Raw genomic sequence first — 14,025 nt, forward strand, 5'->3', positions numbered from 1 at the left:
TTACTTCAGGCGATTTCGGATGAACAGCCGTAACGGTAGGCACGCAGCACATCCTGAATTTTGTCGAGGATGAGGTCGTGCGGCACGGCGGCGAGTTCGTTTAACGACAGTCGTTCAAACTGCACGGGCATATACTGGCTGATAAGGCCCAGCGGCAGCTTAGTTTCGGTCAGGTTTGCAATTAACTTTTCCACGCTCTGGCGAATACGCGGATGCGGCCAGTAGTAGCGAATGCGATCGGACAGGCTGAAGTGGATATCCACCATTGCCTGGCTCCAGGTCGGGCGGTAGTACTTCTTCCAGTAGCCCGGCTCGTTAAGCATTACTTCATCAATCACTTCCATCACGCGGCTGCGGGATTCCGGAGCGACCAGCTCATTTTCCATTTGCGCGAGGGCAAAAATGGCTTCGCGCAGCGCGAAGGTTAGCGCCGGGCCAACTTTCAGGATGGCGTAATGGTCGCGCACCAGCGCCCGATATGCCTGACGAGACTGGTAATCAGTCGAGTGCGCTTCATAGACCATCGGCGTGCCTTCGATCCACGCGGAGAGCGCTTTGGCGGCCTCCGGCTGGTAATGAATAATTTGCGTATGGTCGAACTCAACGCCGGGCTGCACCACGATAGCAATGACGCGTTCCAGCGCTGCGTTAAGACCCAGCTTGCGGAAGGCGGCTTCATGGGTTTCCAGCGTTGCCGCCGCATCCTGGGCGCGGGTCACGTGGACGCTGCCGATGGTGCTGGCTTCGCCGCCGGGAACCGGAACTTCGGTGCCGATGACGTAGGTCAGATGGCGTTTCTGCGCGTCGGTTGCCGTCTCTTCCGCGGCCTGGCACAGGCGAGCGGCACGTTCGGCGACGACGGCCGGGTCCAGCGGTACCGGATCGTCAGTGCAGGACATTGAGGCATCGAGATGGATTTTGCTGAAGCCCGCGGCGACGTAGGCTTTAATCAGATCGACCGATTTTTCCATCGCTTCGGCGGCGGGTTCGCCCTGCCAGCAGTTCGGCCCGAGATGATCGCCGCCAAGGATGATGCGCTCTGACGGGAAACCGACTTCGCGGGCAATTTTATTCACGAAATCACGGAAGTCCGCAGGCTGCATTCCGGTGTAGCCGCCAAACTGGTTAACCTGATTAGAGGTTGCTTCGATAAGAACCTTGTTGTTGGTATGCAGATCGAAACGTAACGCGGCTTCGATAACCAGCGGATGCGCGGAACAAACTGAGCAGATGCCGATGTGTTCGCCAGCTTTGTGGCGGGAAATAATATCTTTCATTTAAAACCTCCGTTTTCTTTCGAATATATTCGTTATGTTTTGTTTTGCCCGCAAACTCCTTTGTTTTGATTTGTGATCAATCTCGAAAAAAAGAAAGATAAAACGTAATGTTACGAAAGTTAAAGATAAAAAAACGCTCTGGCGATGACGGCAGAGCGTTTTTAATTTCTTGAAATTTAACTAAATATTCGTGAAATCCAGCTCCGTTTAGGCTTTTCTGCTGGCTGAACGACCTGCTGCGGTTGAGCGGCAATTTCGCCTAATCCGGCATTAAAGGCCGTACCGATAGCCTCCAGCGCCTGATGGGCATCTTCCCCGCTGGCCATAAAGTGCAGCCGATGTCCCTGTTTTGCGCCGAGAGAAACCACCCGCATCAGATTTTTGGCGTCAACAATAGCGGAACGGGTGTCGAGATTTTCCACCCGAATTTGCGATCGCCACTGCTTCACCGCTTTCACCAGTACAGCGCTTGGCCGCGCGTGCAGTCCGTGGGGATTGCGCAGGGTAAAAGTCGCCTCTTCATCGAACGCCGGGGGCGGTTCAATCTCTTCCCCTTCGGCCGGGAAGATATTGCCGGCCAGAATCTCCAGCACCGCCTGCGGACTCTCAGCGCGCGATAGCGCTGCAGGTACGCGTTCGTCGCTCAGGGCGTGGGTAAGCTGGCGAAGAATATCAAGGTGTTCGTTGTTCTGCGCGGCGATCCCCACAATCAGATAAGCCGCTTGTTCTTCTCCCCAATCCACCCCCTGCGGGCAGGCCAGTACTTTGACACCGGTTTTCAGTACCGCATCGCGGCTCTGCGGCGTGCCGTGAGGAATGGCAATACCGTTGCCAAGGTACGTGCTGATTTGCCCTTCGCGTTCGCGCATGCCGTTCAGATAAGCGGGCGTGGTATGCCCGGCTTCGGTTAATCTGCCAACGACGCGTTGCAGCGCTTCATCTTTCGTTTTGATCGCGCGATCGAAATGGATATCTGCGCAAGTCAGTTGCATAAATAGCTCCTTATTTAATGGCACCGGCAAGCGTCGCTGCTTCCTGGGTCCGTTTTTGCCATAGCCTCCAGCATCCCAGCATGACCGCGCCGCAGGCGGAACCGGCGAGAATACACAGCACCCACATTAGCGGTTTACTTACCAGCGGCAGGATAAGGAAGCCGCCGTGCGGAGCAGGAACCTGGATTTGCAGGCTATAGCTGAGAACCGCAGAGATGGAAGAGGCGATCATCATCATGGGGATGACGCGTAAAGGATCTTTCGCGGCGAACGGAATAGCGCCTTCAGTAATATGGGTGCAGCCGAGGATATAGTTGACCATCCCGGCGGCGCGCTCTTCTTCACTGAAGCCTTTTGGGAAGAAGGTTGTCGCCAGCGCGATAACCAGCGGCGGCGTAATGCAGGCGGCGGAAACCCCGGCCATAAAGAAGTAGTTCCCCTGGCCAAGCAGCAGCGTACCGGTGACGTAGGCGGCTTTATTCACCGGACCGCCGAAGTCGAAGGAGCACATCGCGCCTACCACAATACCCAGCAGAATCGGGTTTGCTTCCTGTAATGAACTCAGCCAGTTCATCATTGCGTTGTTGATGGCGGCGACAGGTTGACCCAGCAGCACCATCATCACGCCTATTACCAGCACGCCAACGAGCGGCATAATGAAGATCGATTTCAGCCCTTCATACTGACGCGGCAGGCCGTTGAGCATATTGCGGATCAGCAACATAAAATAACCGGCGGCGAAACCAGCGATAATCCCGCCGAGAAAGCCTGCGCCGGTCGCGTTGGCCAGTAAGCCGCCGACGAAGCCCGCAACCATACCGGGGCGGCCGGAAATAGACCAGGCGATATAAGCGGTAAAAATCGGCACCATGATTGAGAAGGCCTGCTGGCCTACTTTCATCAGCGTCGCGGCAATAACGTTATACTGCGGCGAGTTCGGATCGGCTGAGTAGATACCCCACAGGAAGGAGATGGCAATTAAAATCCCCCCGGAGACCACAAACGGCAGCATGTTGGATACGCCGCTCATCAGGTGCTTATAAACCTGGCGTCCGAAAGACTCTTGCGCGTATTTCTCCGGTGACTCCGGCGAGGAAGAAATACCCTGACGGCGCGACGCCTGGCCGCCGATCACTTTATTAATTAAATCGACCGGATGATGAATGGCTTCTTTAACCGGAACCTCAATGACCGGCAGACCATTAAATCGCTCGGCGTTAACGTCTTTATCGGCGGCAATAATTACACCATAAATATCTTCTAAATCCGCCGGGGTAATGGCGTTTTCAACGCCGGAAGCTCCGTTGGTTTCCACTTTAATGTCGACATTTAATTTCTTCGCTGCGGTTTTTAAGGCTTCTTCAGCCATAAAAGTATGCGCAATACCCGTAGGGCAGCCGGTAACTGCAATAATTTTTTTCATAATCGGACCTTTATAATTGAACGACCTGAATTTGCTGTAATAATTCTTCTGTGCGTTGTAAATTTCCTAATCCGGCGGAACCGGCGACGTCGGCGCCGGTCGCGCTGGCTAGTGCCAGGGCGTGAGCGACATCGTCTTCGTTAATCCATTTACTGAGAAAGGCGCCCAGCGCGGCGTCGCCGGCGCAGGCGGAGCTGACCAGGTCAATTTTCGGTGCGGAGCAAAACCACACGCTTGCGCCATCGGAAAAGTAAAGGCCCTCCGCGCCCATCGTCAGCAGCACGTTGCGAGCGCCCAACTGATGCAGGGTACGCATAGCTTCGCGTACCTGCTGATGGTTGCTGACGTCGAGACCAAATATTTCCCGCAGCTCGTCATCGTTGGGTTTGATCAACAATGGCCGTAATTCCAGCAGCTGGCGCAGAACCGGATGGCTGATATCGAGGATAACCTCGCAGCCTTTCTGCTGACATAATTCAATGATCTCGCTATAGAACCGGCTTTCAATTCCCGGCGGCAGGCTGCCGCTGATCGCTAAATAATCCCCGGAGGTGACGCATTGCAGATGATGAATAACCTGCTGTTTACACTCGTCATCAATTTTTGCACCGGGGTTAACGAGCTTATATTCCTCTGCGCCGTCATTTATAAAAATATTAATTCGGGTTGGCTCAGATACCCATGTCGGCGTCACTTTAATTTTTTTCTGACGTAACTCTTCCACGATATAACGGCCAGTGAAACCACCGAAAATACCCATAATGTGAGTGGGTTGCTGATAGTGATTTAATATCAGCGAAACGTTCACTCCTTTGCCATTCGGGCAATATTCGGTGTGCCGGGTTCGGTTCACTGCCGACGGCTTCAGCGGATCGCAAAAGATATTCATATCGATTGCCGTATTGAGTGTCAGGGTATGGATCACGACATTGCTCCTTCGATCCGAAAATTACAGTTGTCCTTCACAGCCACAAACGTGAATGACTTTGCGTACGATATCCTTCATCGCCGCTTTGGCCGGTTTCATGTAATGACGCGGATCGTTAGCGTCCGGATTTTCCTCGAAGTACTGCTTCAGGGCATCGGAGAACGCGATTTTCAGCTCGGTAGCGACGTTGACTTTGCACACGCCCAGAGAGATTGCCCGGCGGATATCGCTATCGGCCAGCCCGGATGCGCCATGAAGAACCAGAGGGACGTCAACGCGATCGCGAATGGCGGCGAGGCGCTCAAAATCGAGTTTGGGTTCTGCGGCGTACATGCCGTGCGCCGTACCGATAGCCACCGCCAGCGAGTCGATGCCGGTGCGGGTGACAAATTCGCGCGCCTGTTCCGGGTTGGTATACAGCGCATCTTTTGCATCGACCACCAAATCATCCTCCACGCCGCCCAGACGGCCGAGTTCGGCTTCAACGCTGGCATCATAGCGATGGCTCAGTTCAACCACGCTCTTGACTAACGCGACGTTTTCTTCAAAAGGCGAGTGTGAACCATCGATCATGACCGAGCGGATACCGGCCTGCACTTTATGCGTGATATCGGTCAGATCTTCATGGTGATCGAGGTGGACCGCTAAGGGAAGATCCCAGTATTTAGCCAGATCGCGAGCGATCGCCACCACGTTCCCGGTTCCTGCATAGCTATAAGTTCCCGGGGTGCCGGCAAGGATCAGCGGAGAACGCAGTTCGGCGGCGGTTTCTACCACCACCTGCATCGTTTCCAGGTTGTGGATATTAAAGGCGGGAACGGCATAGCCGTGGCGCTGAGCTTTCAACAGCATGTTTTTACTCGAAATAATGTACATTCGTTCTCCTTTGCTTTCATGTTGTAAGTGCTTTTGTGTTTTGAATCTTCATTTTGAAAGTAATGTAGCGATCGTCTCGACGTATTGTTGTGATCAATCGCACACAACAGTGATGTAATTTTAAAAATGAAAGTTATATAGTCTTGTTTGTTTTCTTTTTTAAAAGTATCTTAAATGACGATGTTTTATGTAACTTACTGAATTAAATGTTTTTAAATCGATGTGAAACAGGTATGGAAGGCCTTGCGTTTGACAATGCAGCGGGGAAATTTAAAAATGAAAGTTATTCTGGGAGAAAATAAGAAGGCACAACACTGTGGCAAAACCGTCTACAAGTCTGCTGAAAAGGCGCCTGGACATCGCGGAGATCGTGCGCAAGAACGGAGAGATCAAAGTCGACGACCTGGCTGAAATGCTGGCTGTTTCAGGGGTAACGATCCGTAACGACCTGAACTACCTTGAACAGCAGGGCTACCTGAAGCGCTCGTTTGGCGGCGCAATCTATACTTCCCAGGCCGGCGCTCCGGTCGCCCTGGCTCAGGAAGCCCCGGTTGCCACGGACAAAGCGCTGGAGACCGAAATGGCGCGCCAGATCGCCGCACAGATCGAAGATAGCGAAACGCTGTTCCTGGGGCAGGGATCAATCTTACGCAAAGTGATCCCTTTCCTTGCCGGTTATGACGAGCTCTGCCTGCTATTAAACGACCTGGCGCATGTGCCGCTGGCGCAGGAGTTCCTGAATGGAGAAACCGTGCTGCTCGGCGGTGTGTTGGGGAGTAGCGGCAAAATAGTCGAAGGCGATCTGGCGCTGAGCGCGCTGGGTCATTATCGTCCCTCGCGAGCGCTGATCGCTGTCGACCACATTGCTGAAGATGGCACCTTAAGCGTCAGACAGGAAGCCAGCGCCCGCCTGCTGAGCGAAGCGGTGGCGCAAAGTGAGAGGGCGATTGCGGTCGTCGCGCATCGTCCGGTCTATGGCGACAAGCGCTACCCGATTGGCGATTTGCAGCAAATTAGCGGCATCGTGACGCCGCAGATTGTCGCCGCGGAGTATCATGCCCGCCTTCTCGCCGCTGGCCTGACTAACAGCTATACCAATAACGAGTGCCTGACATGGCTCAACCCTGCTTTGCAAAAGGCAAAGTAAAGGAGCGATGATGAATGTGACCATTTGCACCATCGGCGAACTACTGGTGGAGTTTCTGGCAAAAGAAGAGAACCAGGGCTTTTCGCGCCCGGGAGAGTTTTGGGGGCCATATCCCAGCGGCGCGCCGGCAATTTTCGCCGATCAGGTGGCAAAGCTGGGGTTAGGGTCGGTGCTTTTTAGCTGCGTTGGCAACGATGCGTTTGGTGAAATGAATATCGCGCGGCTGGAAAGCGACGGCGTGAATATTAATGGCATCGCCATACTGCAAAAGGCGACCACCGGCAGCGCTTTTGTGAGCTACCGCAGCCAGGCGCAGCGCGATTTTATTTTTAACATGCCAAACAGCGCCTGCGGTCTGCTAACCGCGGACCATATTGACGATACTCTGCTTAGCCAGTGCAACCATTTTCACATTATGGGCTCTTCGCTGTTTTCGTTTCGCATGATCGACGCGATGCGTAAAGCGATTGAAAATATCAAAGCGCGCAACGGCACGGTTTCGTTCGATCCGAATATCCGTAAAGAGATGCTGAATATCCCTGAAATGTCGCAGGCCTTTGAGTATATCCTTGATTACACCGATATCTTTTTGCCCAGCGATGGCGAACTGGATTACTTTGGCCTCAACCCGGGGCGCGATGAACAGGTGCTGGTGGATAAGCTTTTAAAGCGCGGCGTTAAGCACGTGGTGATTAAACGCGGCCCGCGCGGAGCGAGCTATTTCAGCGCCCGGGAAACGCATCATGTTGCCGGTTTTCATGTCCCGGTCGTGGACCCAACGGGAGCTGGCGACTGCTTCGGCGCGACCTTTGTCAGCCTGTTCCTGTCCGGCGCATCGCCGCATGAGGCACTGAGATGGGCCAACGCCAGCGGCTCTCTGGCGATTTCCCGCCGTGGCCCGATGGAGGGAACGTCCACGAAGGCGCAGATAGAGGACTTTCTTAACGCGCATCAATAGCAGAGGTATCCCGCCCGAAGCATCACGAGCGGGATAATGTGCTTTAATCCATCACGTCACCGGCGCCGGGTTAAACACCGCCAGCTGATTGTGCAATCCCCACTGATCCGAGAAGGTCTTCTTGCGGCCGCTGGCGACATCAAGAATAAATTCAAACAACTTCAGCCCTACCTCTTCGATGGTTTCTTCTCCGGTGGCGATGGTTCCCGCGTTGATATCCATTAAGTCATACCAGCGGTTTGCCAGCTCGGTACGCGTCGCCATTTTTATGACCGGCACGGCGACCAGGCCGTACGGCGTACCGCGACCGGTAGTAAAGACCTGTACCGTGATCCCGGAAGCCACCTGCTGAGTACCGCAGACAAAGTCGCTCGCCGGCGTCGCGGCGTAAATCAGCCCGCGTTTGGTCGGGCGCTGCCCCGGAGAGAGCACTTCGGCAATCGCGCTCTTCCCGGATTTAGCGATAGAGCCCAGCGCTTTCTCGACGACGTTCGCCAGGCCGCCTTTCTTGTTGCCCGGGGAGGGGTTAGCGCTGCGGTCGGTTTTGCCCATATCGAGATAGTTATCGTACCAGGCCATCTCCTCCAGCAGGCGTTTTCCGACTTCTTCGTTGATGGCGCGCGGCGTCAGCAAATGGATCGCATCGCGCACTTCGGTGACTTCCGAGAACATAACGGTCGCCCCGCAGCGCACCAGCAGATCGGATGCGTAGCCCACCGCCGGGTTGGCGGTGACGCCAGAAAACGCATCGCTGCCGCCGCACTGCATACCGACAACCAGCTCGGAGGCCGGGCAGGTTTCGCGCTGGCGCTGGTTCAGCTTCTCCAGGTGGCGCTCGGCGACCTGCAGAATGTCATCTACCATTGATTTAAAACCGACGTGCTTCTCATCCTGCAGGCTGACGATGCTGGCGCTATCCACGGGGATGCTTTTCACATCGTCGGTGCCTTCCAGCAGGCGCTCCGGCTGCAGTTTTTCGCAGCCAAGGCCAATCACCATCACTTCGCCGCCGAAGTTTGGATTGAGCGCCAGGTTATGAATGGTGCGGATCGGGACGACCGCCGCTGGGGCGTTAATCGCCACGCCGCAGCCATACAGGTGGTTCAGACCCACAACGCCATCGACGTTGGGATACTTCGGCAGCAGATCGCGTTCGATAATTTTCACCACATAATCGACGACGCCCGCCACGCAGTGCACGCTGGTGCTAATGCCGAGCAGGTTTTTAGTGCCCACGCTACCGTCGGCGTTGCGATAGCCTTCGAAGGTATAGCCTTCCAGCGGCGGCAGCGGCGCCGGGACTTTGGTCGCCAGCGGTAGGGTATGCAGCGGCGGCGCTTTCGGTAGTTCGACCAGCGATTCGTCAATCCAGCTGCCCTGCGGAATATCGCGTACCGCATAGCCAATCACTTCGCCATAGCGGATGATTTCACCGTGGACGGGAATATCGACCAGCGCGACTTTATGGCCTTGCGGGATATGTTCAACGAGCGTGAGCCCGTCAGGGAAACGCGTTCCGGCCTTTAAACCTCGATCGTTAACAATAATCGCCACGTTATCCGTTTCGTCTACTTTTATATAAAACGCCGTTGGCGATTCTTGTCTAATTTCAATATCAGCCATTGTCCAGTATTCTCCAGCAAGGTGCGAATAATAAAATAAAACGTTTATACCCATCATATTTCAAGCTGCATGTGCGTTGGCTTTCCTCGCTCACCCCAGTCACTTACTTTAGTAAGCTCCTGGGGATTCCCTGCGCTGCCGCCGTCATGCAACTCGAAATATTTAGGGTATATTCAATTTCTGATGTGCAAATTTATGAAATAGAGAATGTCAGGTGTTTGAATCTGAAAATGTGATCTAAATCACCCATTGCTGCGCGGGCGAATACGTTAAAGAGGGAAATCGCTGGAACTGTGGAACAGCGCCCACTGATTATTGCATTTGCACAACAATAACGATAATTAAACGCCATTTACAGGTTATATGCACAGTGTTTAACGCTCGCAAGCTGATTATACTGAGTCATGCTTGCAATGCGCCGGATAAGTAAATCGATACCTCCTGATATTGATTTCTGAATAATGAAGAATCACGCCAAAATAAATAATGGAAGGTGTGTTGTACCTGAGGAATATTAGATGAGTCTGGATGCAACGATAGAACAGAAAAGGGAAGTGCCAACTCGATATTTAATTCTGTTGATCATTTTCATTGTTACCGCCGTTAACTATGCCGACCGGGCGACGCTCTCGATCGCCGGTACAGAGGTGGCGAAAGAGCTGCAGCTGAGCGCGGTCTCGATGGGCTATATTTTCTCCGCTTTCGGCTGGGCCTACCTGCTGATGCAGATCCCCGGCGGCTGGCTGCTCGATAAATTTGGCTCGAAGAAAGTCTACTCTTACAGCCTGTTCTTCTGGTCGCTGTTTACCTTCCTGCAAGGCTTTGTGGATATGTTTCCACTGGCGTGGGCGGGTATCTCAATGTTTTTTATGCGCTTTATGCTGGGTTTCTCTGAAGCGCCATCTTTCCCGGCAAACGCCCGTATCGTCGCGGCGTGGTTTCCGACGAAAGAGCGCGGGACCGCATCGGCGATCTTTAACTCCGCGCAGTATTTCTCCCTGGCGCTGTTCTCGCCGCTGCTGGGCTGGCTGACCTTCGCCTGGGGTTGGGAGCATGTCTTCACCGTCATGGGCGTGATTGGCTTTGTGCTGACCGGCCTGTGGGTAAAACTGATCCATAACCCCACCGACCATCCGCGCATGACGCAGGAGGAGCTTAAGTTTATCTCCGAGAACGGCGCCGTCGTTGATATGGACCATAAAAAGCCCGGCAGCGCGGCGACCAGCGGACCTAAACTGCACTATATCAAGCAGCTGTTGACCAACCGCATGATGCTGGGCGTGTTCTTCGGCCAATATTTTATCAATACCATCACCTGGTTCTTCCTCACCTGGTTCCCGATTTATCTGGTGCAGGAAAAGGGCATGTCGATTCTGAAAGTGGGTCTGGTCGCATCGATTCCGGCGCTGTGCGGTTTTGCCGGCGGCGTGCTGGGTGGGGTGTTCTCCGACTATCTGATTAAACGCGGTTTTTCCATCACCGTGGCGCGTAAGCTGCCGATCGTCCTCGGAATGCTGCTGGCTTCCACCATCATTCTGTGTAACTACACCGATAACACCGCGCTGGTGGTGACCCTGATGGCGCTGGCTTTCTTCGGTAAAGGGTTCGGCGCGCTGGGCTGGCCGGTGATTTCCGATACCGCGCCGAAAGAGATTGTCGGCCTGTGCGGCGGCGTCTTTAACGTATTTGGTAACGTCGCTTCCATCGTAACCCCGCTGGTTATCGGTTACCTGGTGAGCGAGCTGCACTCATTCAACGCAGCGCTGGTCTTCGTCGGATGCTCAGCCCTGATGGCGATGGTTTGCTATCTGTTTGTGGTCGGCGACATCAAACGCATGGAACTGCAGAAATAATTAACGGTTAAGTGACAAGGTATAAACGATGAACAACGATATCTTCCCGAACAAATTTAAGGCGGCCCTGGCGGCGCATCAGGTTCAGATCGGCTGCTGGTCCGCGCTGGCGAGCCCGATTAGCACCGAAGTTTTAGGTCTGGCAGGTTTCGACTGGCTGGTACTGGACGGCGAACATGCGCCGAACGACATCTCAACCTTTATCCCGCAGCTGATGGCGCTGAAAGGCAGCGCCAGCGCGCCGGTCGTTCGCGTACCGACCAACGAGCCGGTGATTATTAAGCGTCTGCTGGATATCGGTTTTTATAACTTCCTGATTCCGTTTGTCGAAACGGAAGAGCAGGCGGTTAACGCCGTCGCCTCAACCCGCTATCCGCCAGAAGGCATTCGCGGTGTATCCGTCTCGCACCGCGCCAATATGTTTGGCACCGTGCCGGATTACTTCGCGCAGTCGAACAACAACATCACCATTCTCGTGCAAATTGAGAGCCAGCAGGGCGTGGATAACGTTGATGCGATAGCCGCCACGCCGGGCGTTGACGGTATTTTTGTCGGCCCAAGCGATCTGGCCGCTGCGCTGGGCCATCTGGGCAATGCTTCCCATCCGGAAGTGCAGAAAGCTATTCAGCACATTTTTGCCAGCGCGAAAAAGCACGGTAAGCCGAGCGGCATTCTGGCGCCGGTTGAAGCCGACGCGCGCCGCTATCTGGAATGGGGCGCGACCTTTGTTGCCGTCGGCAGCGACCTGGGCGTTTTCCGTTCTGCCACGCAGAAGCTGGCTGACTCCTTTAAGAAATAACCACCACCGAAACTAGAGAGATAAAGACATGACAATGAAAGTTGGTTTTATTGGCCTCGGTATCATGGGTAAACCAATGAGTAAAAACCTCCTCAAGGCAGGTTACTCGTTGGTGGTTGCTGACCGTAACCCGGAAGCGATTGCCGAAGTGATTGCCGCAGGCGCAGAAACCGCCGCGTCAGCGAAAGCGATTGCCGAGCAGTGCGATGTGATCATCACCATGCTGCCGAACTCCCCGCACGTGAAAGAGGTGGCGTTGGGTGAAGGCGGCATTATTGAAGGCGCGAAGCCGGGCACCGTGCTGATCGATATGAGCTCCATCGCGCCGCTGGCGAGCCGCGAAATCAGCGAAGCGCTGAAAGCGAAAGGCGTCGATATGCTGGATGCGCCGGTCAGCGGCGGCGAACCGAAGGCCATCGACGGTACGCTGTCGGTGATGGTGGGCGGTGATAAAGCGATTTTCGACAAATATTACGATCTGCTGAAAGCGATGGCGGGTTCGGTGGTGCATACCGGCGAGATCGGCGCGGGCAACGTGACCAAGCTGGCCAACCAGGTGATCGTGGCGCTGAACATTGCGGCGATGTCCGAAGCGCTGACGTTGGCGACCAAAGCGGGCGTGAACCCGGATCTGGTATATCAGGCCATCCGCGGCGGGCTGGCCGGAAGCACCGTACTGGATGCCAAAGCGCCAATGGTGATGGACCGCAACTTCAAGCCGGGTTTCCGTATCGATCTGCATATCAAAGATCTGGCGAATGCGCTGGACACTTCTCACGGCGTGGGCGCCCAGCTGCCGCTGACCGCCGCGGTGATGGAGATGATGCAGGCGCTGCGCGCCGACGGTCTGGGTACCGCCGACCACAGCGCGCTTGCATGCTACTACGAAAAACTGGCGAAAGTGGAAGTCACTCGCTAACAAGAAGGGCGCGGATGCGCGCCCTGTAATTCTTGCCTCGCGCGGCACTGTCAGGCTACATAACTATGAAAATCGTAATCGCCCCAGACTCTTATAAAGAAAGCCTCTCGGCCACCGAGGTTGCTCAGGCTATAGAAAAAGGTTTTCGGGAAATTTTCCCCGATGCGCTCTACGTGAAGGTTCCTCTCGCCGATGGCGGAGAAGGTACCGTTGAGGCGATGATTGCCGCGACGCAGGGAACCGAAATGAGCGCCTGCGTGACGGGGCCGCTGGGTGTTCCGGTTAATGCCTGCTGGGGGCTTTCCGGAGACGGCAAAACCGCGTTTATCGAAATGGCTGCGGCCAGCGGGCTGGGGCTGGTTCCGCCCGCTCAGCGTAACCCGCTATTGACGACGTCGCGCGGTACCGGCGAGCTGATTTTGCAGGCGCTGGATCATGGGGCGAAAAATATCATCATTGGCATTGGCGGCAGCGCCACCAATGACGGCGGCGCGGGAATGGTTCAGGCGCTGGGCGCGCGTCTCTGCGATGCCAATGGCGCGGAGATTGGCAACGGCGGCGGTAGTCTGTGTAGCCTCAATTCGATAGATCTCTCCGGTCTTGACGCGCGACTGCATGATTGCGCTATTCGGGTCGCCTGCGATGTCACCAATCCGCTGACTGGTGATACTGGCGCATCAAGGATATTTGGTCCGCAGAAAGGGGCTACCGAAGCGATGATCCGCGAGCTGGACAGCAACCTGGCGCACTATGCGGACGTTATTAAGGCCGATCTGCATGTCGATGTGAAGCAGGTTGCCGGCGCGGGCGCGGCGGGTGGTATGGGCGCAGCGCTGATGGCGTTCCTGAACGCTGAATTACGCAGCGGGATTGAAATCGTAACCCAGGCGCTGAATCTGGAAGAGCATATCCTCGATTGTTCGCTGGTGGTGACCGGTGAAGGCAGGCTGGATAGCCAGAGTATTAACGGTAAAGTGCCGGTTGGCGTAGCGAACGTGGCGAAAAAGTATCATAAGCCGGTAATTGGCATTGCCGGTAGTCTGACCCGGGACGTCGGCGTGGTTCACCAGTATGGGATTGATGCGGTGTTTAGCGTGCTGACCAGCGTAACGACGCTCGAAGAGGCGTTTCGCGGCGCGGCGGACAATATTTATCATGCGTCGCGTAATATTGCGGCGACATTGCAGGTTGGGATGGCGACAGAAGGATGACAACCGTCGGTAAACCCTC

At 54.9% G+C, this 14,025-nt stretch carries 12 protein-coding genes; 6 read left to right on the plus strand and 6 right to left on the minus strand.

The annotated features are described in order from the left end of the window. Positions 1 to 5 precede the first annotated feature (5 nt). The 5 genes from gatZ to JLG71_RS03075 form a co-directional block, all read right to left on the minus strand. Complete coding sequence (gene gatZ, locus JLG71_RS03055; RefSeq protein ID WP_109241078.1) at positions 6 to 1,277, minus strand: tagatose-bisphosphate aldolase subunit GatZ; 1,272 nt, start codon at positions 1,275 to 1,277, stop codon at positions 6 to 8. 176 nt (positions 1,278 to 1,453) lie between these two features. Further along, on the minus strand, positions 1,454 to 2,269 hold the full coding sequence (locus tag JLG71_RS03060) for an HPr family phosphocarrier protein (RefSeq protein ID WP_049082258.1): 816 nt from the start codon (positions 2,267 to 2,269) through the stop codon (positions 1,454 to 1,456). Positions 2,270 to 2,279: 10 nt separating this feature from the next. Further along, the gene (locus tag JLG71_RS03065; RefSeq protein ID WP_049082257.1) at positions 2,280 to 3,692 is read right to left on the minus strand and encodes a PTS fructose transporter subunit IIC; all 1,413 of its coding nucleotides are present in this window, start codon (positions 3,690 to 3,692) and stop codon (positions 2,280 to 2,282) included. Positions 3,693 to 3,702: 10 nt separating this feature from the next. Next, a complete protein-coding gene (gene pfkB, locus JLG71_RS03070; protein ID WP_049078861.1) occupies positions 3,703 to 4,617 on the minus strand; it encodes a 1-phosphofructokinase in 915 nt (304 codons plus the stop codon). 24 nt (positions 4,618 to 4,641) lie between these two features. Beyond that, positions 4,642 to 5,496 carry a tagatose bisphosphate family class II aldolase gene (locus JLG71_RS03075; protein ID WP_014839619.1) on the minus strand — a complete coding sequence of 285 codons (855 nt, stop codon included), beginning with the start codon at positions 5,494 to 5,496 and terminating at the stop codon, positions 4,642 to 4,644. 352 nt (positions 5,497 to 5,848) lie between these two features. Between JLG71_RS03075 and JLG71_RS03080 the strand changes: the two genes are divergently transcribed. Continuing rightward, a complete protein-coding gene (locus tag JLG71_RS03080) occupies positions 5,849 to 6,643 on the plus strand; it encodes a DeoR/GlpR family DNA-binding transcription regulator (protein WP_162097181.1) in 795 nt (264 codons plus the stop codon). A 10-nt stretch (positions 6,644 to 6,653) separates the two neighbouring features. Then, positions 6,654 to 7,601, plus strand: coding sequence for a sugar kinase (locus JLG71_RS03085; RefSeq protein ID WP_049082256.1), 948 nt, complete (start codon positions 6,654 to 6,656; stop codon positions 7,599 to 7,601). 51 nt (positions 7,602 to 7,652) lie between these two features. Here the strand turns inward: JLG71_RS03085 and garD are convergent, their stop codons facing one another. After that, the gene (gene garD, locus JLG71_RS03090) at positions 7,653 to 9,224 is read right to left on the minus strand and encodes a galactarate dehydratase (RefSeq protein WP_014226951.1); all 1,572 of its coding nucleotides are present in this window, start codon (positions 9,222 to 9,224) and stop codon (positions 7,653 to 7,655) included. A 518-nt stretch (positions 9,225 to 9,742) separates the two neighbouring features. Here garD and garP point away from each other — a divergent pair. The 4 genes from garP to garK all read left to right on the plus strand — a co-directional run bounded on the left by garP (position 9,743) and on the right by garK (position 14,006). Next, positions 9,743 to 11,077, plus strand: coding sequence for a galactarate/glucarate/glycerate transporter GarP (gene garP / locus JLG71_RS03095; RefSeq protein ID WP_032751391.1), 1,335 nt, complete (start codon positions 9,743 to 9,745; stop codon positions 11,075 to 11,077). Between the two features lie 28 nt (positions 11,078 to 11,105). Next, a complete protein-coding gene (gene garL, locus JLG71_RS03100) occupies positions 11,106 to 11,876 on the plus strand; it encodes a 2-dehydro-3-deoxyglucarate aldolase (RefSeq protein WP_025108328.1) in 771 nt (256 codons plus the stop codon). Between the two features lie 28 nt (positions 11,877 to 11,904). Continuing rightward, positions 11,905 to 12,795 carry a 2-hydroxy-3-oxopropionate reductase gene (garR, locus tag JLG71_RS03105; protein ID WP_004105999.1) on the plus strand — a complete coding sequence of 297 codons (891 nt, stop codon included), beginning with the start codon at positions 11,905 to 11,907 and terminating at the stop codon, positions 12,793 to 12,795. Between the two features lie 65 nt (positions 12,796 to 12,860). Then, positions 12,861 to 14,006 (plus strand): glycerate 2-kinase, encoded by a 1,146-nt coding sequence (garK, locus tag JLG71_RS03110; RefSeq protein ID WP_025108329.1) that lies wholly within the window; start codon positions 12,861 to 12,863, stop codon positions 14,004 to 14,006. Positions 14,007 to 14,025 lie beyond the last annotated feature (19 nt).

Source organism: Klebsiella michiganensis, from assembly GCF_015139575.1.
Taxonomy (GTDB): Bacteria; Pseudomonadota; Gammaproteobacteria; order Enterobacterales; family Enterobacteriaceae; genus Klebsiella; species Klebsiella michiganensis.

Excerpts from the sequence above, each read along its gene's own strand:
- JLG71_RS03065 (WP_049082257.1), bottom strand. The coding sequence starts at position 3,692 with ATGAAAAAAATTATTGCAGTTACCGGCTGCCCTACGGGTATTGCGCAT.
- garR (WP_004105999.1), top strand. The coding sequence starts at position 11,905 with ATGACAATGAAAGTTGGTTTTATTGGCCTCGGTATCATGGGTAAACCA.
- JLG71_RS03060 (WP_049082258.1), bottom strand. The coding sequence starts at position 2,269 with ATGCAACTGACTTGCGCAGATATCCATTTCGATCGCGCGATCAAAACG.
- gatZ (WP_109241078.1), bottom strand. The coding sequence starts at position 1,277 with ATGAAAGATATTATTTCCCGCCACAAAGCTGGCGAACACATCGGCATC.
- garD (WP_014226951.1), bottom strand. The coding sequence starts at position 9,224 with ATGGCTGATATTGAAATTAGACAAGAATCGCCAACGGCGTTTTATATA.
- JLG71_RS03075 (WP_014839619.1), bottom strand. The coding sequence starts at position 5,496 with ATGTACATTATTTCGAGTAAAAACATGCTGTTGAAAGCTCAGCGCCAC.
- garK (WP_025108329.1), top strand. The coding sequence starts at position 12,861 with ATGAAAATCGTAATCGCCCCAGACTCTTATAAAGAAAGCCTCTCGGCC.
- garL (WP_025108328.1), top strand. The coding sequence starts at position 11,106 with ATGAACAACGATATCTTCCCGAACAAATTTAAGGCGGCCCTGGCGGCG.
- garP (WP_032751391.1), top strand. The coding sequence starts at position 9,743 with ATGAGTCTGGATGCAACGATAGAACAGAAAAGGGAAGTGCCAACTCGA.
- JLG71_RS03085 (WP_049082256.1), top strand. The coding sequence starts at position 6,654 with ATGAATGTGACCATTTGCACCATCGGCGAACTACTGGTGGAGTTTCTG.